This window comes from Ferrovibrio sp. (assembly GCF_964218355.1).
GTDB lineage: Bacteria > Pseudomonadota > Alphaproteobacteria > Ferrovibrionales > Ferrovibrionaceae > Ferrovibrio.
In genome coordinates this window covers 1-23,029 of record NZ_CAXPMC010000001.1, presented here as the reverse complement: position 1 = coordinate 23,029, position 23,029 = coordinate 1, and the positions used below count along the sequence as shown (strand labels likewise).

25 protein-coding genes are annotated in these 23,029 nt (G+C 68.0%); 12 read left to right on the top strand and 13 right to left on the bottom strand.

Going from position 1 to position 23,029, the window contains the following annotated elements:
* Positions 1 to 68 precede the first annotated feature (68 nt).
* The gene (purT, locus tag ACEQZY_RS00125; protein ID WP_370151458.1) at positions 69 to 1,250 is read left to right on the top strand and encodes a formate-dependent phosphoribosylglycinamide formyltransferase; all 1,182 of its coding nucleotides are present in this window, start codon (positions 69 to 71) and stop codon (positions 1,248 to 1,250) included.
* A 103-nt stretch (positions 1,251 to 1,353) separates the two neighbouring features.
* Positions 1,354 to 1,797 carry a MaoC family dehydratase gene (locus ACEQZY_RS00120; RefSeq protein ID WP_341704773.1) on the top strand — a complete coding sequence of 148 codons (444 nt, stop codon included), beginning with the start codon at positions 1,354 to 1,356 and terminating at the stop codon, positions 1,795 to 1,797.
* A 12-nt stretch (positions 1,798 to 1,809) separates the two neighbouring features.
* On the opposite strand, the gene ACEQZY_RS00115 is transcribed toward ACEQZY_RS00120, so the two are convergent.
* Positions 1,810 to 2,601, bottom strand: a complete 792-nt coding sequence (locus tag ACEQZY_RS00115) for an ion channel (protein WP_341704774.1) — start codon at positions 2,599 to 2,601, stop codon at positions 1,810 to 1,812.
* A gap of 92 nt (positions 2,602 to 2,693) precedes the next feature.
* Between ACEQZY_RS00115 and ACEQZY_RS00110 the strand changes: the two genes are divergently transcribed.
* From ACEQZY_RS00110 to ACEQZY_RS00100, 3 genes are all read left to right on the top strand, one after another.
* Complete coding sequence (locus tag ACEQZY_RS00110; protein WP_341704775.1) at positions 2,694 to 3,053, top strand: ArsC family reductase; 360 nt, start codon at positions 2,694 to 2,696, stop codon at positions 3,051 to 3,053.
* Between the two features lie 85 nt (positions 3,054 to 3,138).
* Positions 3,139 to 3,705: a PAS domain-containing protein gene (locus ACEQZY_RS00105; RefSeq protein WP_341704776.1), complete on the top strand. Its 567-nt coding sequence runs from the start codon at positions 3,139 to 3,141 to the stop codon at positions 3,703 to 3,705.
* Positions 3,706 to 3,806: 101 nt separating this feature from the next.
* Positions 3,807 to 4,313: a DUF1993 family protein gene (locus tag ACEQZY_RS00100; protein WP_370151454.1), complete on the top strand. Its 507-nt coding sequence runs from the start codon at positions 3,807 to 3,809 to the stop codon at positions 4,311 to 4,313.
* 3 nt (positions 4,314 to 4,316) lie between these two features.
* On the opposite strand, the gene ACEQZY_RS00095 is transcribed toward ACEQZY_RS00100, so the two are convergent.
* The 4 genes from ACEQZY_RS00095 to ACEQZY_RS00080 are packed head-to-tail and all read right to left on the bottom strand — an operon-like array spanning position 4,317 to position 7,292.
* The gene (locus ACEQZY_RS00095) at positions 4,317 to 4,739 is read right to left on the bottom strand and encodes a GNAT family acetyltransferase (protein WP_370151451.1); all 423 of its coding nucleotides are present in this window, start codon (positions 4,737 to 4,739) and stop codon (positions 4,317 to 4,319) included.
* Entirely contained in the window at positions 4,729 to 5,532 is an 804-nt protein-coding gene (locus ACEQZY_RS00090) for an ABC transporter ATP-binding protein (RefSeq protein WP_341704779.1), read from the bottom strand. The genes ACEQZY_RS00095 and ACEQZY_RS00090 overlap by 11 nt, the downstream gene beginning before the upstream one ends.
* Positions 5,533 to 5,545: 13 nt before the next feature.
* Positions 5,546 to 6,325, bottom strand: a complete 780-nt coding sequence (locus ACEQZY_RS00085) for an ABC transporter permease (RefSeq protein ID WP_341704780.1) — start codon at positions 6,323 to 6,325, stop codon at positions 5,546 to 5,548.
* Between the two features lie 19 nt (positions 6,326 to 6,344).
* Positions 6,345 to 7,292 (bottom strand): ABC transporter substrate-binding protein, encoded by a 948-nt coding sequence (locus tag ACEQZY_RS00080; protein ID WP_370151446.1) that lies wholly within the window; start codon positions 7,290 to 7,292, stop codon positions 6,345 to 6,347.
* A gap of 190 nt (positions 7,293 to 7,482) precedes the next feature.
* Between ACEQZY_RS00080 and hutH the strand changes: the two genes are divergently transcribed.
* The gene (gene hutH, locus ACEQZY_RS00075) at positions 7,483 to 9,024 is read left to right on the top strand and encodes a histidine ammonia-lyase (RefSeq protein WP_370151443.1); all 1,542 of its coding nucleotides are present in this window, start codon (positions 7,483 to 7,485) and stop codon (positions 9,022 to 9,024) included.
* 378 nt (positions 9,025 to 9,402) lie between these two features.
* Positions 9,403 to 9,672, top strand: coding sequence for an HU family DNA-binding protein (locus ACEQZY_RS00070; RefSeq protein WP_341705563.1), 270 nt, complete (start codon positions 9,403 to 9,405; stop codon positions 9,670 to 9,672).
* Between the two features lie 82 nt (positions 9,673 to 9,754).
* Here ACEQZY_RS00070 and ACEQZY_RS00065 read toward each other — a convergent pair whose 3' ends face one another.
* From ACEQZY_RS00065 to ACEQZY_RS00050, 4 genes are all read right to left on the bottom strand, one after another.
* Positions 9,755 to 10,120 (bottom strand): SET domain-containing protein-lysine N-methyltransferase, encoded by a 366-nt coding sequence (locus ACEQZY_RS00065; RefSeq protein WP_341705564.1) that lies wholly within the window; start codon positions 10,118 to 10,120, stop codon positions 9,755 to 9,757.
* A gap of 58 nt (positions 10,121 to 10,178) precedes the next feature.
* Complete coding sequence (locus ACEQZY_RS00060; RefSeq protein ID WP_341705565.1) at positions 10,179 to 11,036, bottom strand: dienelactone hydrolase family protein; 858 nt, start codon at positions 11,034 to 11,036, stop codon at positions 10,179 to 10,181.
* A 172-nt stretch (positions 11,037 to 11,208) separates the two neighbouring features.
* Positions 11,209 to 11,379 (bottom strand): hypothetical protein, encoded by a 171-nt coding sequence (locus tag ACEQZY_RS00055; protein ID WP_341705566.1) that lies wholly within the window; start codon positions 11,377 to 11,379, stop codon positions 11,209 to 11,211.
* A gap of 34 nt (positions 11,380 to 11,413) precedes the next feature.
* Complete coding sequence (locus ACEQZY_RS00050; RefSeq protein ID WP_370151438.1) at positions 11,414 to 12,073, bottom strand: hypothetical protein; 660 nt, start codon at positions 12,071 to 12,073, stop codon at positions 11,414 to 11,416.
* A gap of 227 nt (positions 12,074 to 12,300) precedes the next feature.
* On the opposite strand from ACEQZY_RS00050, the gene pilO2 reads away from it, so the two are divergent.
* The 5 genes from pilO2 (at position 12,301) to ACEQZY_RS00025 (ending at position 18,260) form a co-directional block, all read left to right on the top strand.
* Entirely contained in the window at positions 12,301 to 12,978 is a 678-nt protein-coding gene (gene pilO2 / locus ACEQZY_RS00045; protein ID WP_370151435.1) for a type 4b pilus protein PilO2, read from the top strand.
* Positions 12,979 to 13,028: 50 nt separating this feature from the next.
* A complete protein-coding gene (locus ACEQZY_RS00040) occupies positions 13,029 to 14,363 on the top strand; it encodes a PQQ-binding-like beta-propeller repeat protein (RefSeq protein ID WP_341705315.1) in 1,335 nt (444 codons plus the stop codon).
* 14 nt (positions 14,364 to 14,377) lie between these two features.
* Positions 14,378 to 15,784 (top strand): ribosome biogenesis GTPase Der, encoded by a 1,407-nt coding sequence (gene der, locus ACEQZY_RS00035; RefSeq protein ID WP_370151432.1) that lies wholly within the window; start codon positions 14,378 to 14,380, stop codon positions 15,782 to 15,784.
* A 113-nt stretch (positions 15,785 to 15,897) separates the two neighbouring features.
* Positions 15,898 to 17,553, top strand: coding sequence for a bifunctional UDP-sugar hydrolase/5'-nucleotidase (locus ACEQZY_RS00030; protein WP_370151429.1), 1,656 nt, complete (start codon positions 15,898 to 15,900; stop codon positions 17,551 to 17,553).
* 35 nt (positions 17,554 to 17,588) lie between these two features.
* Positions 17,589 to 18,260 carry a hypothetical protein gene (locus tag ACEQZY_RS00025; protein WP_370151426.1) on the top strand — a complete coding sequence of 224 codons (672 nt, stop codon included), beginning with the start codon at positions 17,589 to 17,591 and terminating at the stop codon, positions 18,258 to 18,260.
* A gap of 3 nt (positions 18,261 to 18,263) precedes the next feature.
* Here the strand turns inward: ACEQZY_RS00025 and ACEQZY_RS00020 are convergent, their stop codons facing one another.
* The 4 genes from ACEQZY_RS00020 to ACEQZY_RS00005 all read right to left on the bottom strand — a co-directional run.
* On the bottom strand, positions 18,264 to 19,118 hold the full coding sequence (locus ACEQZY_RS00020; RefSeq protein ID WP_341705509.1) for an SDR family NAD(P)-dependent oxidoreductase: 855 nt from the start codon (positions 19,116 to 19,118) through the stop codon (positions 18,264 to 18,266).
* A 99-nt stretch (positions 19,119 to 19,217) separates the two neighbouring features.
* On the bottom strand, positions 19,218 to 20,930 hold the full coding sequence (locus ACEQZY_RS00015; protein ID WP_370151423.1) for a methyl-accepting chemotaxis protein: 1,713 nt from the start codon (positions 20,928 to 20,930) through the stop codon (positions 19,218 to 19,220).
* A gap of 239 nt (positions 20,931 to 21,169) precedes the next feature.
* Complete coding sequence (locus ACEQZY_RS00010) at positions 21,170 to 21,646, bottom strand: chemotaxis protein CheW (protein ID WP_370151420.1); 477 nt, start codon at positions 21,644 to 21,646, stop codon at positions 21,170 to 21,172.
* Between the two features lie 101 nt (positions 21,647 to 21,747).
* The coding region (locus tag ACEQZY_RS00005; protein WP_370151417.1) for a methyl-accepting chemotaxis protein at positions 21,748 to 23,029 on the bottom strand (1,282 nt) is incomplete at its 5' end.

The following is a 23,029-nucleotide window of genomic DNA, read 5'->3' as shown; positions in this document are numbered from 1 at the left end:
CGCCGACTCGGGATTTGCCGCCGGGATCGCCGGCCCCGCAGGGACCACCGGAGCAGGGATACGAGGGCATGACCGCGACCAAGAAAATCCTCCTGCTGGGCTCGGGCGAGCTCGGCCGCGAATTCGTCATCTCGGCCAAGCGGCTCGGTGCCCATGTGGTGGCCTGCGATTCTTATGCGGGTGCGCCGGCCATGCAGGTGGCCGACGAGGCGGAAGTCTTCTCCATGCTGGACGGCGCAGCGCTCGGCGCCGCCATCGACAGGCACCAGCCCGATTTCATCGTGCCCGAGGTGGAAGCGATCCGCACCGAGGTGCTGAAGGAGTATGAAGACCGCGGCCGGAATGTGGTGCCCTCGGCGCGCGCCACGCTGATGACCATGAACCGCGACCGCATCCGCGACGTGGCGGCCACCGAACTCGGCCTGCCGACCTCGACATTCCTCTATGCCGAAAGCCTGGAGGAAATGCGCGATGCCGTTGCGAAGGTCGGCATTCCCTGTGTCGTGAAGCCGGTCATGTCCTCTTCAGGGAAAGGCCAGAGCACGGTGAAGGCCGCAGCCGATATCGACAGGGCCTGGGACTATGCCGTGGCCGGCATGCGCGGCGACCGCAAGCGGGTGATCGTCGAGGCCTTCATCGATTTCGACTACGAGATCACCCTGCTGACCATCCGCACCCGCGAGGGCGTGGTCTTCTGCCCGCCGATCGGCCACCGGCAGGAGCGCGGCGATTACCAGGAAAGCTGGCAGCCGACCCCGATGACCCCGGAAGCCGTGGCCGAGGCCCAGCGCCAGGCGAAGGCCGTGGTCGACAATCTCGGCGGCTACGGCCTGTTCGGCGTCGAATTCTTCGTCAAGGGCGATGCCGTGATCTTCTCGGAACTGTCGCCGCGGCCGCACGATACCGGCATGGTGACCCTGATCTCGCAGAACCTGACCGAGTTCGACCTGCATGCGCGGGCGATCCTCGGCCTGCCGATCCCGTCGATCACCCAGCATGGCCCCAGCGCCTCGGCGGTGATCCTTGCCGACCGCGACGCTACTGAATTCACTGTCGAGGGCCTGGCCGAGGCCCTGACGCCGGATACCCCCGGCATCGACCTCGACCTGCGCATCTTCAACAAGCCGACCACGCGGCCCTGGCGCCGCATGGGCGTGACGCTGGCGCTGGCGAAGGACGGCGATACCGATGCGGCCCGCAAGGCGGCGAAGGCGGTGGCGGCGAAGGTGACGATCCGCTACAAGGGCTGAATCCGGCCATCCGGCCGGCACTGCCGAAGGTTCATTTTATGAAGTAGAGGCGCTGGCGGCCCGCCAGCATAGTGCTCCGGCTTTGCAACGAGGATGGCCGGACATGAACAAGCTTTACTTCGAGGACCTGCGCGTGGGGCAGCGTTTCGTCAGCCCGCCCCACACTGTCGACGAGGCGCAGATCAGGACTTTTGCCTGCGAATTCGACCCGCAGCCGTTTCATCTCGACCCCGACGCGGCACGGCAGACCCTGTTCGGCGGCCTGGCCGCTAGTGGCTGGCATACCGCGGCGCTGACCATGAAGCTGCTGGTGCAGGCCGCGCCGATTGCCGGCGGCATCCTCGGTTCGGGCGGCGAGCTGGCCTGGCCGCAGCCGACCCGGCCGGGCGACGTGCTGCATGTGGAAGCCGAGATCACTGGCGTCATCCCGTCGCGGTCGCGGCCCGACCGCGGGTCGGCGCTGATGCGCATCGAGACGCGCAATCATCGCGACGAAATCCTGCAGACCTTCGACGTGCGGATCGTGGTGCCGGTCCGGCCGGCCTGAGATGCAGGTCCGCTATACCACCCCGTCGGTCGGGATATGCAGCACCCGGCCGCAATGCTTGCAGTGCACGGCATCCACGTCATGGATGCGCAGGCCGCAATCGGGGCATTCGTGGCGCACCTTGCTGGGACGGAAGATCGCCTGCAGCAGGCGCAGGAACAGGGTGACGCCGACGATCATGATCAGCACCGACAGCAGCCGCCCACCCGGGCCGATCAGGGTAATGTCGCCGAAGCCGGTGGTGGTCAGCGTGGTGATGGTGAAATACAGTGCGTCGATATAGTTCGGCAGGGCCGGATTGATGCTGTGCTGGGTGACGAACACCACCGACGTGACGATGAAAATGAACACGACCAGGTTCAGGCTGCGCTGCAGGATGTCCTCGTGCAGGCGGAACCACGGCGAGCTGGCGCGCAGGTCGCGCAGCAGGTGGTAGGAGCGCAGAAGCCGCAGCGCGCGCACGATACGGAGGAAGGCGAGGTTTTCGAGGAACGCCGCCAGGAACAGCGACAGGATCACCAGCAGGTCGGCGGCGGTGGAGAAGCTGAGCAGGTGTCGCCGCCGGTCCGGCTCGGCATAGAGGCGGGCGGCCAGTTCCACCAGCAGGGCGGTGCCGAGACCGAAATCCAGCGGCAGCAGCCACCAGCCGCTGTCTTCCGGCACGGTGGCGGCCAGGATGAACAGGGCGATGGTGACGAGGTCGAAGGCGACCAGACCGTAGCGGAAGCGGCGTGCCCCCGGTTCGTTGCCGAAATAGAGATCCTGAAGCTTCCCGCGGAGGGATGATGCGGCGGTCCCGGACATGGTCGCGGCATTCTAGGCGGGAGGCGCGGCTTGCGCCAGCCGCGGCTCCTCCGGCATAACGGATGCGGAAGACAGCGGGAGCGGCCGGCATCATGGCGATCACCATCTACGGCATCAAAAACTGCGACACCATGAAGAAGGCCTTCACCTGGCTGAAGGACCATGGCGTGGCGCATGATTTCCACGACTACAAGGCGGCGGGTATCGACCGCGACAGCCTGAAGGCCTGGTGCGCGGCGCTGGGCTGGGAAACTGTGCTCAACCGCGCCGGCACCACCTTCCGCAAGCTGCCCGAGGCCGACCGCGCGAACCTGACCGAGGCGAAGGCGATTGCGCTGATGCAGGCGCAGCCTTCCATGATCAAGCGGCCCATTCTCGCGCTGGGCGGCGGCCGCTACCTCGCCGGCTTCAAGCCGGATATCTATGAAAAGGCCGTAAAAACAGGTCGCTAGCCGAGGCGGGTTGCCTCGGCTGCCAGCTGCGTTAAGCTGGCAGCGATGCCCGCAGGACGGGCCGGGAGGACAGACGGAGGCGCGCATGGCGCCGTACCAGCCGGTCGAGGTGGATCCGAAAGACAGGCGCGTGCAGTATACGCGGCTGCCGCTCGACATGATGGATTCGGCCGGCTTCCGCAAGCTCTATGCGGACTGGCTGCGCCGGAAGCGGGCCCGTGGCACCCGCCTGCCGGCCCGCGACGATTTCGATCCGCTGGACCTCAAATCCGTGCTGCCGCGCCTGCTGCTGATCGCGGTGCAGGACGATCCGCCGGATTTCCGCTACCGCCTTGCCGGCACCGCCACCCGCGAGCTGACCGGCCGCGAGCTGACCGGCCAGTCGGTGCTCGATCTGCTGCCGGCCCAGCATGGCCGGCTGCTGTGGAACAATCTCTGCGAGATGCAGCAGACCCTGCAGCCGCAATATGTCAGCCTCAGCATCATCACCCGCACCGGCGAACCGCTCAGCTACCGGGTGCTGCGGCTGCCGCTCGGCGCCGATGGCGAGACCATGGACATGGTGCTGGTGCTGCAGGATTTCGGCCTCGCGCTGCCGCTGCTGCGCAAGTATTTCGAGCGGCTGAAGGAACTGGCCGAGTCCGGACGCTAGCGGGGCTGGACACATGGCGCCGGCGTCCTAGATGGAGCGGCCTCACCAACCCGGCGGCGGCGCAGATGCATGGCCGGCCGCCCATCAGGAGCGGAAAATCCATGTCCCTGTCGATGTACGACGCCTCGGTGCCGGTGTTTACCCGTGCGCTGGAAATCCTTGCGCGGCTGCTGGAGAAGGGCGAGGCCCATGCCGCTGCCGCCGGGCAGGCACCGGCCGACATGCTGGAGGCGCGGCTGGCGCCGGACATGTATCCTCTGACCCGGCAGATCCAGGCCGCCTGCGACGCCGCCAAGTTCGGCAGCGCCCGCCCGGCCGGAGTTGCGCCGCCCAGCGATCCGGATACCGAGACCAGCTTCGCCGAGCTGCAGGCGCGCATCCGCAAGACGCTGGATTTCATCGGCGCTATCGACAGGGCGGCCTATGACGAAGCCGCCACCCGCCCGGTGACGGTGAAGACCGGCCAGAGCGAGATGAAGTTCACTGGCAGGGATTATCTGCTCGGTTTCGCCGTGCCGAACTTCTTCTTCCACGTCGTCACGGCCTACGACATCCTGCGCCACAAGGGCGTGCAGATCGGCAAGCGCGACTATCTCGGGCTGAGCTGACGGCTATTTCCCGTCGAGGCGGCGGCTGAAGATCAGCCGCTCCTCGACGATGTAGCCAAGCGCGGCGTAGAAGGCGCGCACGCGGTCGTTTTCGGGCCGCACCATCAGCATCACCTTGGGCACGCCGCGGGCGGCCAGCCAGCTTTCCGCGGCGGCCACCATGGCGCGGCCATGGCCGGCCTTCTGCGCTGCCGGATCGACGCCCAGGTAATACAGCCAGCCGCGATGGCCGTCATGGCCCACCATCACCGTGGCGATGAGGCTGCCGCCATCCTGTGCCTCGCCGACCAGAATGGTCGATTCCGGCTGGCCGGTGCAGAAGGCGATGTCGCCGGCGGGATCGTTCCATGGCCGGGTCAGGCCGCAGGCCTGCCACAGCGCGATCACGGCATCCCGGTCGGCGGCGCGGTAGGGCCTAATGTTCATCCTGGGCCGCGCGGATCGATTCGACGCGGATTTCCTCGGTCAGCCGGGCCTTGTAGGCGGCGAAGTCCGGCGTGGTCTTCACCGTGTAATGGCGCGGATGCGGCAGATCGATGGCGATGTCGCTTTTCACCCGGCCGGGCCGGGCGGTCATCACCAGCACGCGGTTGGCCATGAAGATGGCCTCGTCGATATCGTGGGTGACGAACAGCACGGTCTTGCGGGCCGCTTCCCAGATGCCGAGCAGCAGTTCCTGCATCAGCGCGCGGGTCTGGTTGTCCAGAGCGCCGAAGGGCTCGTCCAGCAGCAGGATCTTCGGGTCGTTGGCCAGCGCACGGGCCAGGGCCGTGCGCTGCTGCATGCCGCCCGACAGCATCTTCGGGAAATGGTTCTCGAAACCCTTCAGGCCGACCTGGGCGATGAAATGCGCCGCAATCTCGGCCTGCTGTTTTTCCGGCACGTTCTTCTCGCGCAGGCCGAAGCAGATATTCTGCTGCACGGTCAGCCACGGGAACAGCGTGTAGGACTGGAATACCATGCCGCGGTCGGGGCCGGGGCGGGCCATGCCGGGCTGGCTGACCGGCGCACCGTCCAGCAGCACGCGGCCGGTGGTCGGGCTGTCCAGTCCGGCGATGATGCGCAGCAGGGTCGACTTGCCGCAGCCCGACGGGCCGAGGATGGTGATGAAGTCATTATCCTCGACGGCCAGGCTGGTGGGTTCCAGCGCCCGGGTATCCGGGCCGCCGCGCAGGCCGGGAAACACCCGGCTGACGGTCTCGATCTGCAGTTTGCTCACGGGAGAACCACGCTCACTTGGCGAAATACCACGGGAACAGCGTCTCGTTGGCTTTCTTGAACAGGAAGTCGGAAACCAGGCCGATCATGCCGATCACGAAGATGCCGAAGATCATCTGCCCGGTATCGAGCAGGCGCTGGCTGTCCATGATCATGTGGCCGATGCCGCTCTGGGCACCGATCAGCTCGGCGACGATCACATAGGTCCAGGCCCAGCCCAGCACCAGCCGCAGTGTTTCTGCAATCTGCGGCGCCGCGCCCGGCAGCAGCACGCGCAGCACCACGCCCTGCGAGCGGGCGCCCAGCGTCTTGGCCGCCTCGACGAGATCGAGCCGGCTGCCACCGACGATCACCGCCACCATCAGCACGACCTGGAAGAAGCTGCCGATCACGATCACCGCCAGTTTCTGCGCCTCGCCGACGCCGGCCCACAGGATCAGCAGCGGGATGAAGGCGGAGGCGGGCAGGTAGCGGGCAAAGGAGATGAAGGGCTCGAAGAACGCCTCGATGCTCTTGAAGGCGCCCATCAGGATGCCGAGCGGCACGGCAAACACCGCGGCGATCACGAAGCCGCCAACCACCCGCCAGATGGTGATGCCGACATCGCCGATGAAGCCGTATTCGGTGAACAGCGATACGCCGGCCATCGCTGCCTTCAGCGGATCGGCCAGGAACAGCGGCGGCACGATGCCGCCCAGCGTCACCCCGGCCCAGACGCCGAGGAAGACGACGAAAAACAGAATCCCCAGGGCGGTGCGCCGCCCCGGGGAAACCGGCTTGAGGGGTTCGAACACGGGAAACCCTGTCTGTCGCTTACTTCACGAAGCTGGCGTCGACCATGGCATCGAGATTCGGCACCGACTTGATGACACCGGCCTCGAGCTGGATCTCGGCGGCTTCCTTCATGAACTTCTGCAGGTCGCCCTTGAAGTAGGCCTGGTTGGCGGCCTTGTCCTGCCAGGCGATGAACTTGGCCGAGCCGGCAAACTGCTCGCCGGTCTGCTTCACCTTGCTGCCCATGATTTCGTAGGACTTCTCCGGTTCCTTCTTGATCATCTCCAGCGCGTCGAAGAAGCCATTGACCACGCCCTGCACGATCTTCGGGTTCTTCTTGATGAAGTCGGGCTGGAAGGCGACCATGTCGACCACCACCGGCACGTCCAGGGTGGTCAGCAGGATCTTGCCGGCATTCGGCGCGTTGCGGATCGACGACAGATACGGCTCGTAGGTGACGGCGGCATCGAACTGGCCGGCGACGAAGGCCTGGGCGGCCGGGTTCGGCGCCAGGGTGGCGAACTGCACGTCCTTGGGACCCATGCCGTTGCGCTTCAGCATCGCCATCAGGGTGAAGTAGGGGGTGGTGCCGGCGCCGTCGACGGCGATGGTCTTGCCCTTCAGCTCCTTGACCGAGTTGATGCTGCTGCGCACGGCAAGGCCGTCGCCGCCATTCGACTTGTCGAGCAGCAGCACCTGGGTCAGCGGGATGCCGGCCGCGGAATAGGAGATGAAGGTGTCGACCGTGGTGGCAACCGCCTGGGTGGCACCGGCGGCCACCGTCAGGTGACGCTCCTTCTGCGGGATGAACTTGATCTCGACATCGACGCCATGCTTCTTGAACAGGCCGGCCTCGGCTGCCAGCGACAGCGGCGCGAAGCCGGTCCAGCCGCTCATGCCCAGCACGATCTTGTCCTGCGCCGCAGCAGGGCCGGCGGCCAGCAGGGTAACGGCGCTCGCGGCGCCCAGAATCCAACGCATCGACATGGTTTATCCCCCGGAGAAAGGCAGTGCCGGCCCCCGGCGGGCCGGCCTCTGTTGCCTAATTTAAGGCCGTGGCGAGAAATCCGGCAAGTCAAATGATCCTGTATAGACAACTAAACTGTGGACAGCTTAGTCTGGCCCGGTTCCGTTATGATGGCCGGAGGCGCAAAACTGCCGGCCGGGAGGCTTCCGCATGGTCTATCGCCTGCTGCCGGGCCAGCTGCCGCTGGCCGACCTGATCGCCCTCTACCGGTCCGGCCCGATGGCGGTCGCCCCCGATGACGGCGCCCGCCCGGCAGTGGCCGCGGCGGCGGAGACCGTGGCGCGGGCGGCGGCCGGAGACGCGGCGGTCTACGGGATCAATACCGGTTTCGGCAAGCTGGCCCGCGAGCGCATTCCGCCGGCCGATGTGGCCGAACTGCAGCGCCGGCTGGTGCTGAGCCATGCGGTCGGCACCGGGCCGCTGCTGCCCGATGCCGTGGTGCGGCTGATCCTGCTGCTGAAGATCAACAGCCTGGCCCAGGGCCTGTCCGGCGTGCGCTGGGAAACGCTGTCGGCGCTGACGGCGCTGCTGAATGCCGATGTGCTGCCCTGCGTGCCGGCACAGGGCTCGGTGGGGGCTTCGGGCGACCTCGCACCGCTGGCGCATCTGGTGCTGCCGCTGCTGGGCGTGGGCAATGTGCGCCATCGGGGCCACGAACTGCCGGCTGCCGAGGGACTGGAACTGGCCGGCCTGCAGCCGCTGGTGCTGGGGCCGAAGGAAGGCCTCGCCCTGCTGAACGGCACCCAGGTGTCGGCGGCGCTGGCACTGGCCGGGCTTGCCGCCGCCGAGGACTGCTTCGGGGCGGCCCTGGTCACCGGCGCACTGTCGGTGGATGCGGCGGCCGGCAGCGACACGCCGTTCGATCCGCGCATCCATGCGGCCCGCGGCCAGCCCGGCCAGATCGCGGTGGCGGACCTGCTGCTGCGGCTGCTGGACGGATCGGAGATCCGCGCCTCGCATCGCCAGGGCGATCCGCGGGTGCAGGACCCGTACTGCCTGCGCTGCCAGCCGCAGGTGATGGGGGCCGCGCGCGACCTGCTGGGCTATGCGGCCGATACGCTGGCCCGCGAGGCCAACGGCGTTTCCGACAATCCGCTGGTGTTTGCCGGCGAGGGCGGCCAGGACGGCGACATCCTGTCGGGCGGCAATTTCCATGCCGAGCCGGTGGCTTTCGCCGCCGATGCCATCGCCATTGCGCTGACCGAAATCGGCAATCTGGCGGAACGGCGCATCGCCCTGCTGGTCGACCCGGTGCTTTCGGGCCTGCCGGCCTTCCTGGCGCCGCGCCCGGGCATCAATTCCGGGTTCATGATCGCCCAGGTGACGGCGGCAGCGCTGGCCTCCGAGAACAAGCAGCGCGCCCATCCGGCCAGCATCGACACCATTCCGACCTCCGCCAACCAGGAAGACCATGTGTCGATGGCGGCCCATGCCGGCCATCGCCTGCTGGCGATGGCGGAGAATCTGGCCGGCATCCTCGGCGTGGAATATCTCTGTGCCGCGCAGGGCATCGACCTGCGGACACCGCTTGGCACCAGCGCGCATCTGAAGGCGGCCCATGCGCTGCTGCGCCGGACCGTTCCGGCAATGACGGAGGACCGCTGGCTGGCCCCCGATCTCGCGGCGGCGAAAGCGCTGGTGCAGGACGGCGCGCTGCGCCGCCTGCTGCCCGCGCCGGCACTGGCCGGCTGACGCCGCCTATCCGGGGCGGCGCGGCGAACCGGGCGAGGTCAGCCGGCACCAGGCCAGCACCAGGCCAAACAGCACGAAGGCGCCGGCCGAGCCGGCGAGATAGATCTGTTCCAGAAGCGGCATTGCGGGTCTCCCTGGGATTTCGTCGCCGGGCAACGCTAGGGGCGGCCGCGCTTTCCGCCTTGATGCAGGTCAAACAGGGCCGCCGGCCCGAGTCGCCGGCGGATCGTGGCGGATTCCCCGCGAGTCGCCGCATGACAGCGGCTTGCACCCGCGCCGCGGTGTGGTAACTGCAGAGACCCGCTGCGGATCACCCGAGTCTCCGGTTGTCGCATTCGTGTCGCGGGCAGCATCCGCAGATGTCAGGAGGGATTGACGATGAACAAGGCTGATCTGATCGAAATCGTCCGCGAAACCGCGGGCTGCTCCAAGGCCGCCGCCGGCGAGTCCGTCGACGCGGTCTTCGAGGCCATGAGCAAGGCGATGAAGAAGGAAGGTGGCTTCACCATCGTCGGCTTCGGTACCTTCAAGGTGTCCAAGCGCGCCGCCCGCAAGGGCCGCAACCCGCAGACCGGCGAGACGATCAAGATCGCCGCGTCGAAGTCGGTGCGCTTCAAGGCCTCGAAGCAGCTGAAGGACCGGCTGTAAGCCGGTCTTCTGGTGTATTGGTATCGCGAAAAAGGCCCGCCCCGGCGGGCCTTTTTTTGTCCCGCCTGTGCGGGCCGGCGGGTCAGTCCAGTGTGAAGTCGCAGAATTCACCGTAGTTGCAGGTGATCTCCTCGCCCTCGGCGATATCGCGCAGGGCATAGGTTTCCGGCCGCGTGTTGTCGGTGTTCGGCGTTTCGCTGTGGTTGATGAAGCGGGTGTTGTCGAGGCTGACCACCCAGCCGCCCGGGATCTGCGGCGTCTCGTAGCCATAACGCTCGACGAAGGCGCGGGCCACGTCGGGCAGGGCGGCGAAATCGGCCGGCGGGATGATGCGGTCGAAGACCGGCTCGAAGCGCCAGATCATCGTGCCCCGGGCAATCGGCGCGGCGGCGAACAGGCCGACGCCCTGGATGGCGCTGGCGGCGGCATAGGTCGGAACGAGAAGCATGCTGGCGACTCCGGGTTGGCCGGTGCCAGCCTAGCATGCTCCCCGCGGATTTTAAGCGTCAGACCCCGTGCCGCTTGAACCAGGCCACTGCCTGCTTCCAGCCGTCCTCGGCCGCTTCCTTGCGGTAGCTCGGCCGGTAATCGGCATGGAAGGCATGCGGCGCGCCGTCATAGATGATGAACTGCGACGGCTTGCCGGCCGCGCGCAGCCTGTCTTCCATCTGCTTCACGGTATCGACCGGGATGCCCTGGTCGGCGCTGCCATAGAGGCCCAGCACCGGCGCCTTCATCTCGGCGGCGACATCGACCGGATGCTTCGGCGTCAGCTCGCTGGCATTGCCGACCAGCCGGCCGTACCAGGCGACGCCGGCCTTCACGGCCGGATTATGCGCCGAATACAGCCAGGTGATGCGGCCGCCCCAGCAGAAGCCGGTGATGCCGAGCTTGGCGGTGTCGCCCTTGTTGGCTTTCGCCCAGGCGACGCAGGAATCGAGGTCGCCCATCACCTGGGCATCCGGCACCTTGCCGGCGATCGCCAGCGCGCCCTGCACGTCGGTCACCTTGCTCATGTCGCCCTGGCGCTGGTAGAGGTCGGCCGCGATGGCGAGATAGCCGAGCTTGGCGAAGCGGCGGCAGACATCCTGGATGTGCTCGTGCACGCCGAAGATTTCCTGCACGACGAGAATGACCGGGAAGGGGCCGCCCGTGGCCGGCATGGCGGCATAGGCATCCATGCTGCCGCCGGCGACCGGCACCTTCACCGGGCCGGCGGTCAGGCCGGCCGTGTCGGTCTTGATCACGGTCTGGGCCATCACCGGGCCGGCGGCCACGGTGAAGCCGGAGATCAGGGTGGTGGCGACGAAGCCGCGCCGGGTGAAGTCCACCTTCGGCAGCAGGCTCAGCAGATCGGCATTCATGCGTATCCTCCGGAAGCGGCCGCAGCCGCGCTATGAACCACAACGCTGCCCGATATAGGCGGCAGCGGCCGTTTGCCGAGGGTGGAAACGGCGGACCCGGAGATTTTTGCCAGCGGCTGCGGAGTTTGGCGACCAAAATCCGCGTGAAGTCCGGCCGGATGAACCGGGACGGCTATGTCCCGAACAGGCGATAGAGCAGGGCGACGGCAAGGAAGATGGCCAGCCACAGGGCGGCGAACTGCAGCAGGCGCGGGCTGCGCCAGGGCAACCGCAGCATGCGCGGCAGGATCAGCAGCACGACCATGGCCAGGGCGGCCAGCTGCAGCCAGTCGGCGGGGGTCATCGCGGCCGGTCTCCCGGCGAACGGGGATCGCGGATCAGTTTTTCTGGGTCAGCTTGGTGGCGGCCGGCCGCTGGCAGTCGCCATACAGCCGCTCGGCCTCCGGTTCCTTGATCTTCAGGAACCGCATGTCGAGGCCGCTGATCACCTTGTAGGATGGCGGCGTCTCGGCCTCGGGGCCGCGGAACTTCGCCGGCAGCACATGCACCACCGACATCATCCGGCTGGCCGGATGGATGCGCATCTCGACCCGGCCGCCGTCATAGCCGGTTTCGCTGGCACAGACGCGGCCGAGCTGGCGGTCGAAGGCGGCCACCCGGTCATAGCGCGGGTCCAGCATCGGCTGCGGATCGGCCAGGGGCTGGCCGCTGGCCACCAGGGCGGGGCGGTAGCGGTGGAATTCCGCCGTCGCGATCACGATGGTGCCGAAGGGGAAATACAGTTCGACATCGTCCAGCTTTGCATGCTGGCCGAGGCGGCCGTCGACCACCGGCAGGTCGACCACGCGGAAGGCCGGCAGGCGGGTGACATCTTCATTCAGGCTGACCAGCGCGCGGTCGCCGCGATCCACGGCGCGCTCGCTCTCGAAGGGGATCAGCACCACCGGCTTGCGCTCCTTGGCGGCGGCCGGCGACAGGACCGCCGCAGCCGCCAGCGGGCCGGCAAAGGCGAAAAGGACAGCAAGGAATCGCAGCATGAAGTTCCCCCCGTTGCGGGATGCCTGTCTTGCGTTCAGGACGGACCCGACGGCTTCAGTCAGGGGCGCAGCCTACCGGTTTTTCCCAGCAGTGCCAAGACTCTATTAGTTATCAAAAGGTTACGGAGAAAACGGGGGTTTTCCGGGGCTTTGCCATCGGGGTGCGATCCGGCTAATGTACGCGCCGCTCCGGGCCAGCCCCTGCCGGCCCGGCGGAATTCTTGTGCATGCCCGCGGGGGCCGAGGAGTACGGCGTGGCCGATTTTATCAACGAAGTCGACGAGGAAGTCCGCCGCGAGCGGATGCAAAAGCTGTGGAAGCGCTGGAGCCCGCTGGCCATCGGCGCCGTGGTCCTGCTGCTGGCCGCGGTCGGCGGCTGGCAGGTCTGGCAGGGCTGGCGGGCCGACAAGGCTGCCGCCGCCAGTGCCGCCTTCCGCGCCGCCCTGACCGAGGCGCAGGCCGGCAAGCCGCTGGAGGCGGCGGCGGCTTTCGGCAGCCTCGCCGGCGGCGATCATGACGGCTATGCCCTGCTGGCCCGCTTCCAGCAGGCCGCCAACCTGATCGAGGGCAAGGACCTGCCTAGCGCGATCAAGGTCTTCGACGCGATCGCCGCCGACAGCGGCAATGCGGCGCGGTTCCGCGATCTTGCCCGCTATCTCGCCGTTTTCCACGGGCTCGACACCATGCCGGCCGACGAGGCCCGCCAGCGCCTCGCCGTCATCGCCGCCGACAGCCCCTGGGCCGGCAGCGCCACCGAACTGAAGGCGCTGGCCGAGCTGAAGGCCGGCGAGAAGGATGCGGCGCGCCGGCTGCTGACGGCGCTGGCGGACGATGCCGGTGCGCCGGCCGACCTGCGCGGCCGTGCCGCCGAGATGCTGGCGGCCCTGGGCGGTCCGGTCGAGTAGCCAGGTAGACGCGCGCGGGAAGAGTGGACGGATTGGTCAGCGAGGATCGCATGCGGCGTGGTCTGTGGATGGTGATGGGCATCGCTCTGGTGCTGTCGGGCTGTGACTCGATGAAGGACTGGTTCGCCAAGGAGGAGAAATCGAAGATCGCCGGCGAGCGCATCTCGGTTCTGTCCTTCGACAGCCAGCTCGATCCCGATCCGCAGCTGGCCGACACCCCGGTCGAACTGCCCAAGCCCTGGGCCAACAGCGACTGGCCGCAGGGCGGCGGCTATCCCGGCCATGCCATGTACCATCTGGCGCTGCCCGCCAGCCTGCAGCGCGCCTGGACCGCCGATCTCGGCAGCGAGGCCAGCGACGAGCAGCGCATCATGGCGCAGCCGGTGGTCGCCGAAGGCAAGGTCTTTGCCATGGATGCCGAGGCCAATGTCGCGGCCTTCGACGCAAAGACCGGCAACCGCCTGTGGCGGGTCGACGTCACCCCGCGCAGCGAGGAATCCGGCGCCATCGGCGGCGGGCTCGCCTATTACGACGGCAAGCTGTTCGTCAGCACCGCCTATGGCGACGTGCTGGCGCTGCAGCCCGCCACCGGCCTGGTCTACTGGAATACCGAACTGAAGCTGCCGATCCGCGGCGCGCCGACGGTGGATGCCGGCCGCGTCTTCGTCATCACCTACGACAATGAACTCTATGCGCTGGATACCGAGCGCGGCGAGGTGCAGTGGAACCATGCCGCGGTGACCGAGCAGGCCGGGTTCCTCGGCGCCGCCAACCCGGCGGCGCAGGGCAACATCGTCATCGCGCCGTTCTCGTCCGGCGAGGTGCTGGCCCTGCGGGCCGATACCGGCGTGGTCGCCTGGGGCGAACAGCTGATCCGCGCCTCCAGCCGGGTCAGCCAGGCCGGCGCGCTCAACGACATCAACGGCCGCCCGGTGATCGACCGCGACCGCGTCTATGCCGTCAGCCAGTCGGGCCGCTTCATCGCCATCGACCTGCGCACCGGCGAACGCATCTGGGAACGCGTGATCCCGTCGATCCAGACCCCCTGGGTGGCCGGCGATTTCATCTACGCCATCACCGTCGATGCCGAGATCCTCTGCCTGTCGCGCCGCGACGGCCGGGTGAAATGGATCCGCCAGCTGCGCCGCTACGAGGACCCGTCCGCCAAGACCCGGAAGGGCATCATCACCTGGTACGGTCCGGTGCTGGCCGGCGACCGCCTGCTGGTTGCCTCCACCGACGAACGCATCCTGTCGATCTCGCCCTATACCGGCGACCTGCTTGGCGAACTGCGCCTGCCTGATAAGGCCTCGGTCTCGCCGGTGGTTGCCGACGGCACCGTCTATGTCGTCACCGACGATGCGACGCTGACGGCGTATCGCTGACCCCGAAGGATCGCATGTCCGCCCGCATCGCCATTGTCGGCCGGCCCAATGTCGGCAAGTCGACCCTGTTCAATCGCCTGGTCGGCCGCCGGCTTGCCATCGTCGACGACACCCCCGGCGTGACCCGTGACCGCCGCGAGGGCGCGGCGCGCATCGGCGATCTCGAATTCATCGCCGTCGATACCGCCGGCCTCGAGGATTCCGATGTCGAGAGCATGACCGGCCGCATGCGGCTGCAGACCGAGGCCGCCGTGGCCGAGGCCGCCGCCGTGCTGTTCGTCATCGATGCCCGCGCCGGCGTCACGCCGCTGGACGCGCATTTCGCCAACTGGCTGCGCCGGCAGGGCAGGCCGGTGATCCTGCTGGCCAACAAATGCGAGGGCGGTGCCGGCCGCAGCGGCCTGGCGGAAGCCTACGGGCTCGGTTTCGGCGACCCGCTGCCGGTTTCGGCCGAGCATGGCGAGGGCCTGTACGATCTGGCCGAGATTCTGGCCGAGCATGTCGTCTCGGGCGGCGGCCTCGGCGATGCCGGCGACGAGCTGGATGCCGGCGATTTCGATATCGACATCGATCCCGATGCCGAGGCGCCCGCCGACGATCCGCTGCGGCCGATCCAGCTGGCCGTGGTCGGCCGGCCCAATGCCGGCAAGTCGACCCTGATCAACAAGCTGATCGGCAGCGACCGCCTGCTGACCGGCCCCGAGCCCGGCCTGACCCGCGATTCCATCAGCATCGAATGGGAATACGAGGGCCGCGTGGTGCGGCTGGTGGACACCGCCGGCATGCGCCGCAAGGCGCGCGTCGAGCACAAGCTGGAAAAGCTGTCGGTGGCCGATTCCCTGCGCACCATCCGCATGGCACAGGTCGTGGTGCTGGTGCTGGATGCCGTGCTCGGCATGGACAAGCAGGACCTGACCATCGCCGATCACGTGCTGCAGGAAGGCCGCGCACTGGTGATCGCCGTCAACAAATGGGACGCGGTGGCGGATCGCGCGCTGGCGCTGAAGGAAATCGAGGAGCGGCTGGAAAAGTCGCTGCCGCAGGCCCGCGGCGTGCCGGTGGTCACCTTCTCGGCGCTGACCGGTCGCCATCTCGACCGCCTGCTGCCGGCGGTGATGGCCCAGTACCAGCGCTGGAACCGCCGCATCCCGACCGCGCAGCTGAACCGCTGGCTGGAAGAGATGACGACGCGCAACCCGCCGCCGCTGGCCGGCGGGCGCAGTGTGCGCATCCGCTATGCCACCCAGGTCAAGGCGCGGCCGCCGACCATCGCCCTGTTCGCGCCGCGCGCCGAATACATCCCCGACAGCTATCTGCGCTATCTGATCAACGGCCTGCGCGAGGTGTTCGACCTGCAGGGCGTGCCGATCCGCATGTTCCTGCGCAAGGGCAAGAATCCCTACGTGCGCGACGACGACTGACGGCACCTTTCCATCATGGACCGCGGCCGGCCCGGCCGTAACCATCTCTTCCGTTGACAGCCCCGGTCGGGCGGCCCGAGAGTCCGGGCATCCACCTGCCGGGGAGCCGTGCCATGATGCGTCTGCTGGTGCCTGCCGTTGTCGTGTCGCTGCTGGCTGCCTGCGCGGCTCCGCCGCCGGAAGGGCCGGTTGCCCTGCGCATCCTCGCCATCAACGATTTCCATGGCAACCTGAAGCCCTCGGCCGGCGGCATCCGCATTCCCGATCCGGCCGATCCGTCGAAACGCATCGTCGTGCCGGCCGGCGGTTCGGAACATCTGGCGACGGCCGTGCAGGGCCTGCGCGCCGGCCACCGCAACACCATCTTCGTCGCCGCCGGCGACCTGATCGGCGCCAGCCCGCTGCTGTCGGCCCTGTTCCATGATGAGCCGACGGTGGAATCGCTGTCGATGATGGGCCTCGCCGCCTCGGCGGTCGGCAACCATGAATTCGACGAGGGCTGGCAGGAACTGCTGCGCATGCAGGCGGGCGGCTGCCATCCGAAGGACGGCTGCAGGGGGCCGCAGCCATACCGGGGCGCCGGTTTCCAGTATCTGGCCGCCAGCACCATCGACACGGCAACCGGCAGGACCATCCTGCCGGCCTATATCCTGCGGGAATTCGACGGCATCCCGGTCGCCTTCATCGGTCTGACACTGAAAGGCACGCCCGGCATCGTCACTCCGGCCGGGGTGGCCGGCCTCGATTTCCGCGACGAGGCCGAGACCGTGAATGCCCTGGTGCCCGAACTGAGGGCGAAGGGCGTCGAGGCGATCGTGGTGCTGATCCACGAGGGCGGCATGGCCACCGGCGGCCATAACGAATGCCCGGCGATTTCCGGGGCCATCGTCGAGATCGTCGGCAGGCTCGACCGCGCGGTCGACCTGGTGGTCAGCGGCCATACCCACCAGGCGTATAACTGCGTGATCGATGGCCGGCTGGTCACCAGCGCCGACAAATACGGCACCGTGGTCAGTGCCATCGATGTCACCCTCGACCGCCGCAGCCGTGACGTGACGATGGCCCGGGCCGACAACGTGATCGTGCGCACGGCCGAATTCGCGAAAGACCCGGCGCAGACGAAGCTGATCGCCGCCTACGAGACGCTGGCGGCCCCGCTGGAAGGCCGGGTGGTCGGCCGCATCGCCGCGCCGCTGTCGCGCGAGGTCAACGGGGCCGGCGAATCCGTGCTGGGCAATATCATTGCCGATGCCCAGCTCGCCGCCACGCAGGCGGCGGTCGAAGGCGGGGCCGAGCTGGCGTTCATGAATCCGGGCGGCGTGCGCGCCGATCTCGTCTCGAAAAGCGGAGGGCCGGTCACCTATGGCGACCTGTTCACCGTGCAGCCCTTCAGCAATGCGCTGGTGACCATGAGCCTGACCGGTGCCCAGATCGTCAGCCTGCTGGAACAGCAATGGCTGAACCAGCCGCGGCCGCGCATCCTGCATGTCGCGCGGGGGTTCAGCTATGCCTGGGATGCGGCGCGGCCCGAGGGGAGCCGGGTGGTGCCGGGTTCGGTGCGGATCGGCGGCCAGCCGGTCGATCCGGTCCGGCGCTACCGGGTGACGGTGAACGAGTTTCTGGCCTCCGGCGGCGACGGCTTTGCCGTCCTGCGCGAGGGGCAGCAGCGGGTTTTCGGCCGCTTCGATGTCGATGCGCTGGAGGCCTGGGTCGCGGCGCACAGCCCGCTGGCTGCCGGGCCGCTGGACCGTATCCGCCGGCTCAACTAGGCTGAAGCCGGCCTCAACAGACCGCGACCGCCGCCATGGGTGACCGCTACTTCCAGCCCCGCCATCCCAATCTCGAGCTGCTGCTGCGGCGCAGCCCGGATTTCGGCTATGCCGGCATCGGCCATAATGGCGGGCCGCCGCTGGACATGTCGTTCCGCGGCTGGGCCTGGCGCCGGTCGATGCAGAAGGCCTGGGCGACCCCGCCGCGCGAGATCGCGCTGCGCCGCATGGCCCGCGCCGAAAAGCTCGGCCTCAGCTACCGGGCCTATGCGGCCGCCCTGCTCGATACCGGCTGCCATCTCTCGGCGGCGCTGCTGCCGCTGCATTACCTGCTGGCCGGCAATCTGCAGGCCGGCGCCGGCCTGCGCGTCAACGAACATGTGGCCGGGCTGCTGCCGCGGTTCGGCGGCCGGCTGCTGCTGCTGGCCGACGAGGCCGCCTTCGGCCCGCTCGACCGTGCCGCGCGCAGGGCGCTGGCGGCACGCATCGCGGCGCTGGGCGTGCCGGCCGAGCTGCTGGTGCTGCCTTTCCGGCTGCACGAGACCGACGGCCAGCGGGCCACGCGTCTGCGCCGCCTGCTGGCGGGCAGGGGCGCGCCGCGGCACGAGGTCTTCATGCTGGGCAGCAACGCGGCCGACCTGGCGCTGGCACGCGCCACCAATCTGGGCAGCTTCGTGCCGCTGGCCCGCTGGTTCGCCGGCTTCTGAAGCTTACGGCTTTTTCGGCACCGTGTTGGTCGGCTGCCGGTCTTCCAGGATGTCCTGCAGGCGCATCTGCACGCCCTGCTTGATGCGCTCGTGCGGCAGGATGTAGAAGCGGTTGGCCGCCACCGCGTCGGCCACGGCCTGCGCGATATCCGCCGCCGTCAGCCTGCCCGAGGCGATCGCCTTGCGGGTGCGGGCGGCGAAATCGGCCTGCGAGGGATTGACCTTGCCAAGCGAAGCCGGCCGGTTGCGGGCGGACTCGACGATGCCGGTCGGCACGAAGGCCGGGCACAGCACCGAGACATTGATCGCCGCATTCTCGCCGCGCAGCTCGTGATGCAGGCATTCCGACAGGGTGACCACGCCATGCTTGCTGACGCAGTAGACGCTGGAGCCCGGCACCGAGACGAGGCCGGCCGCCGATGCCGTGTTGACCACATGGGCGGGCTGGCCGGATTCCAGCATGCGCGGTACGAAGGCGCGGATGCCATGCACCACGCCCATCAGATTGACGCCCAGCATCCAGGTCCAGTCGTCTTCCGTGGTCTGCCACGAAAAGCCGCCGCCGCCCACGCCGGCATTGTTGAACAGCAGGTGGCAGGCGCCGAAATTGGCATAGGTCTGTTCGGCCATCGCCATCACGGCGGTCGCCTGCGAGACGTCGCAGGGCATTGCCAGCACCGCAGTATCCGCCGGCAGCAGGGCGATGGTGGCCTCCAGCGCGTCCGGCTGGATGTCGGCCAGCACCAGCTTCATCCCGCGCGCGGCGCAGAGCAGGGCGAGTTCGCGGCCGAAGCCGCTGCCGGCGCCGGTGAGGACGGCGACGTTGCCTGAAGCAAGGATCGAAGAGGATGCGGTCACGGATATTTCCCCCGGCGGTTTCATCGTTGCCGGAAAGATGCCATGACCGTGGCAGCGGGCAAAGCGCTGCCCGCTGCCTGACGCGACGTCAGCCGCGGGTTATTCGGCGGCGGTTGCGAGCCGTTCCGTAGCGGCCTGACGGCGCTCTTCGATGCGATAGCGGCGGACCAGTGCGGTCAGGCTGGCGGCCTGCGTGGCAAGCGACTGCGCAGAGGCCGAAGTTTCCTCCACCAGGGCGCTGTTGCGCTGGGTCAGTTCGTCCATGCCGGTGACGGCGGTGTTCACCTGCTCGAGGCCGGTGGACTGCTCGCGGTTGGCGGCGGCAATCTCGGCAACGATATCGCTGACCCTGGTGATCGCCGCGACGATGTCATCGAGAGAGCCCCCGGTCTGTTTCACCAGGGTGGCACCGGTTTTCACCTGGGCATTCGATGTGGAGATCAGCATCTTGATATCTTTCGATGCGGTGGCCGAACGCTGGGCCAGCGCCCGCACTTCCTGGGCGACCACGGCGAAGCCTTTGCCTGCCTCGCCCGCGCGCGCGGCCTCCACCGAGGCGTTCAGGGCCAGCAGGTTGGTCTGGAAGGCGATCTCGTCGATCAGGCCGACGATGTCGGAAATCTTCCGGGCACTCTCCTCGATCTGGCTGACGGCCGCCACCGCATCGCCGACCACGCGGCCGCCGGTCTGCGCGGCATCCCGTGCGGTGCCGGCCAGCTGGTTGGCGGTCTGGGCGTTCTGCGCATTCTGCTTCACCGTCGCCGTGATCTCGTGCATCGATGCCGCCGTCTCCTCGATGCTGGCAGCCTGCGCCTCGGTGCGCCGGGCGAGATCCTGGCTGCCGGAAGAGATTTCGTCGGAAGCCGAGCCGATGGTTTCGGCGGCGTCGCGGATGCCGACGATGATTCCGGTCATGCCGTCCAGCAGCTCGTTGATGCCCTCGCAGAGTGCGCGGACTTCGCCGGTCATGCCGTCGAGGTCGATGCGGCGGGTCAGGTCGTCGCGGCGTGCTGCTGCCACCACATCGTCCACGGCGGCCCGCACACGCAGCTGCGCCTTGACCTGGGTGGTGACATCGGTGGCGTATTTCACCACCTTGTAGGGCCGGCCGCTGGCATCCATCACCGGGTTGTAGCTGGCCTGGATCCAGACCTCGCGGCCACCCTTGCCCAGCCGCTTGTACTGGCCGGCGTCGTATTCGCCGCGGCGCAGCTTGTCCCAGAAGGCCCCGTATTCGGCACTCTGGGCATAGGCGGGTTCGGCGAACATGCTGTGGTGCCTGCCCTTCACCTCGTCGAGCGCGTAGCCCATGGTCTTCAGGAAGTTTTCGTTGGCGTCGATGATGGTGCCGTCCAGCTTGAACTGGATCACCGCCTGCGCCTTGTCGATGGCGGCCAGCTGGCCGTCATAGTCGGCGGTCTGCTGTTTCCGGGCGGTGATGTCGGTGGCGAATTTCACCACCTTCACCGGCTTGCCGGCGCGGTCGAGGATCGGGTTGTAGCTGGCCTGAATCCAGACCTCGCGACCGCCCTTGCCGAGGCGGCGATACTCGCCGGCGTCATACTCGCCGCGGCACAGCTTGTCCCAGAAAGCCCTGTATTCGGCCGACTGCGCATAGGCCGGCTCGACGAACAGGCTGTGATGCCTGCCCTTCACCTCGGCGAGCGCATAGCCCGTCGCCGCGAGGAAGTTTTCGTTGGCGTCGAGGATCGTGCCGTCGAGGGCGAAGGTGATCATGCCCTGCACGCGATTGATGGCGTCGACCAGGCCGCGGTGGTCGCGGGCGGTGTCGGAACCGGAAAATCCGAACATGCGCATCTGTCTCCGTAACAGTTGGGGGGCTCGGGTGGTACAACCCAACGCTACACCCGCAGCTACGGTAGAAGAACACGGAATGATCGGCACGCCGAAATTGCCATTCCTGGGAACTATACATACTAAAGTATGTTCCAGGCGCGGACGCGGACGGTCACGGGCCGCGCACAGAAAAACGGGCTGCCGTGGGGCAGCCCGTTCAGGGACCGGGGAGGGGGAGGGAGGGAGAGGACGGGTCAGGCGGCCAGCAGGTTGGGGGCGTCGGCGCTGTTGGCGTCGACCAGGCGGTCGAGATCGATCAGCGACACCATGCGGCTGTCGCGGGCGACCAGCGCGGCGAGGAAGTCGTCGCTGGCGGCAATCGCGGTCGGCGGCACCGGCTGCCGCTCGCGGTCGGCCACCGGCAGGATGTCCGACACGCTGTCGACCAGCAGGCCGAAATCGCCGGCTGCCGCCTGCACCACGATCACCACGTTGCTCACCGTCGGCGGCACCGCTTCGGCACCGAGGCGGATGCGCAGGTCGTAGATCGGGATCACCAGGCCGCGCAGGTTGATCACCCCGCGGACATGGGCCGGGCTGTTCGGCAGCGGCCGTTCGGCGGTCCAGCCGCGGATCTCGGTCACCGACAGCAGGTCGATGCCGTAATCCTGGCCGTCGACCACGAAGGTCAGGTATTCGCGGGTGGTATCGGACATGTCGGTCTTGCTCATGGCGGCAATATCCCGGTTGGCGGTTCCAGTCTTGGCCGCAAGGATTTCACGGCCGGGCAGCTGTGCCCAGTTTCTTTCCGGTAATGTCGGGCTGGCGGCCATCAGAATTCCTCCCATTCGCCGTCGGCGGCACCGCCCGCCACCTGCGGCCGGCGGACCGGATCATTGGCGACCGGCTTCGCGGCGGCGCGCGGCGCGGCCGGCTTTGCCGCCGGCTTGTGCAGCGGCACTACGGCTGTGGCGGCGGGTGCCGCGGTGGCGGCCGTCTGCCCGTTGATGCGGTAGCGCTGCACCAGTTCGGCCAGTTCGCCGGCCTGGTTGCTGAGCGCCTGGGCCGAGGCCGAGGTCTCCTCCACCAGGGCGCCGTTGCGCTGGGTCATCTCGTCCATGCTGCCGACGGCGGTGTTGATCTGGTCGAGGCCGGTCGACTGCTCGCGCGAGGCCGCCGCGATCTCGGCGACGATATCGCTGACCTTCTTCACGCCGCTGACGATCTCGGTCAGGCTCTCGCCGGCCTTGTTGACCAGGGCCGCCCCGGTCTTCACCTGGGCATTCGAGGTGGAGATCAGCGCCTTGATGTCCTTCGACGCATTGGCCGAACGCTGGGCCAGCGCGCGGACTTCCTGCGCCACCACGGCGAAGCCCTTGCCCGCTTCGCCGGCGCGGGCTGCCTCAACCGAGGCATTCAGCGCCAGCAGGTTGGTCTGGAAGGCGATCTCGTCGATCAGGCCGACGATGTCGCTGATCTTCTGCGCGCTCTGTTCGATCTGGGTGACGGCGGCCACCGCATCGCCGACCACGCTGCCGCCCTTTTCGGCGGTGTCGCGGGCCACGGTCGCCAGCTGGCTGGCGGCCTGGGCATTGTCGGCATTCTGCTTCACCGTCGTCGTCACCTCGTGCATCGAGGCGGCGGTTTCCTCGATCGAGGCCGCCTGGCTTTCCGTGCGGCTGGCCAGGTCCTGGCTGGCCGCCGAAATCTCGTCCGAGGCGGCGGCGATGGTGACCGAAGCCTCCTTGATGCCGGCGATGATGCCGGTCATGCCGTCGAGCAGGTCGTTGACGCCGGCGCACAGCGCGCGGATTTCGCCATCCTTGCCGTCCAGCGGGATACGGGCGGTGAGGTCGTTGGCCTTGGCGGCGGCGACCACGGCCTGGGTCTGCGCGACCGCCTGCTGCATGATGCGGGCGGCCTTGACCTGGGCGGTGACGTCGGTGGCGTATTTCACCACCTTGTAGGGCCGGCCGCTGGCATCCATGATCGGGTTGTAGCTGGCCTGGATCCAGACCTCGCGGCCGCCCTTGCCCAGCCGCCGGTACTGGCCGGCGTCGTATTCGCCGCGGCGCAGCTTGTCCCAGAAGGCCTTGTATTCGGCGCTCTGGGCC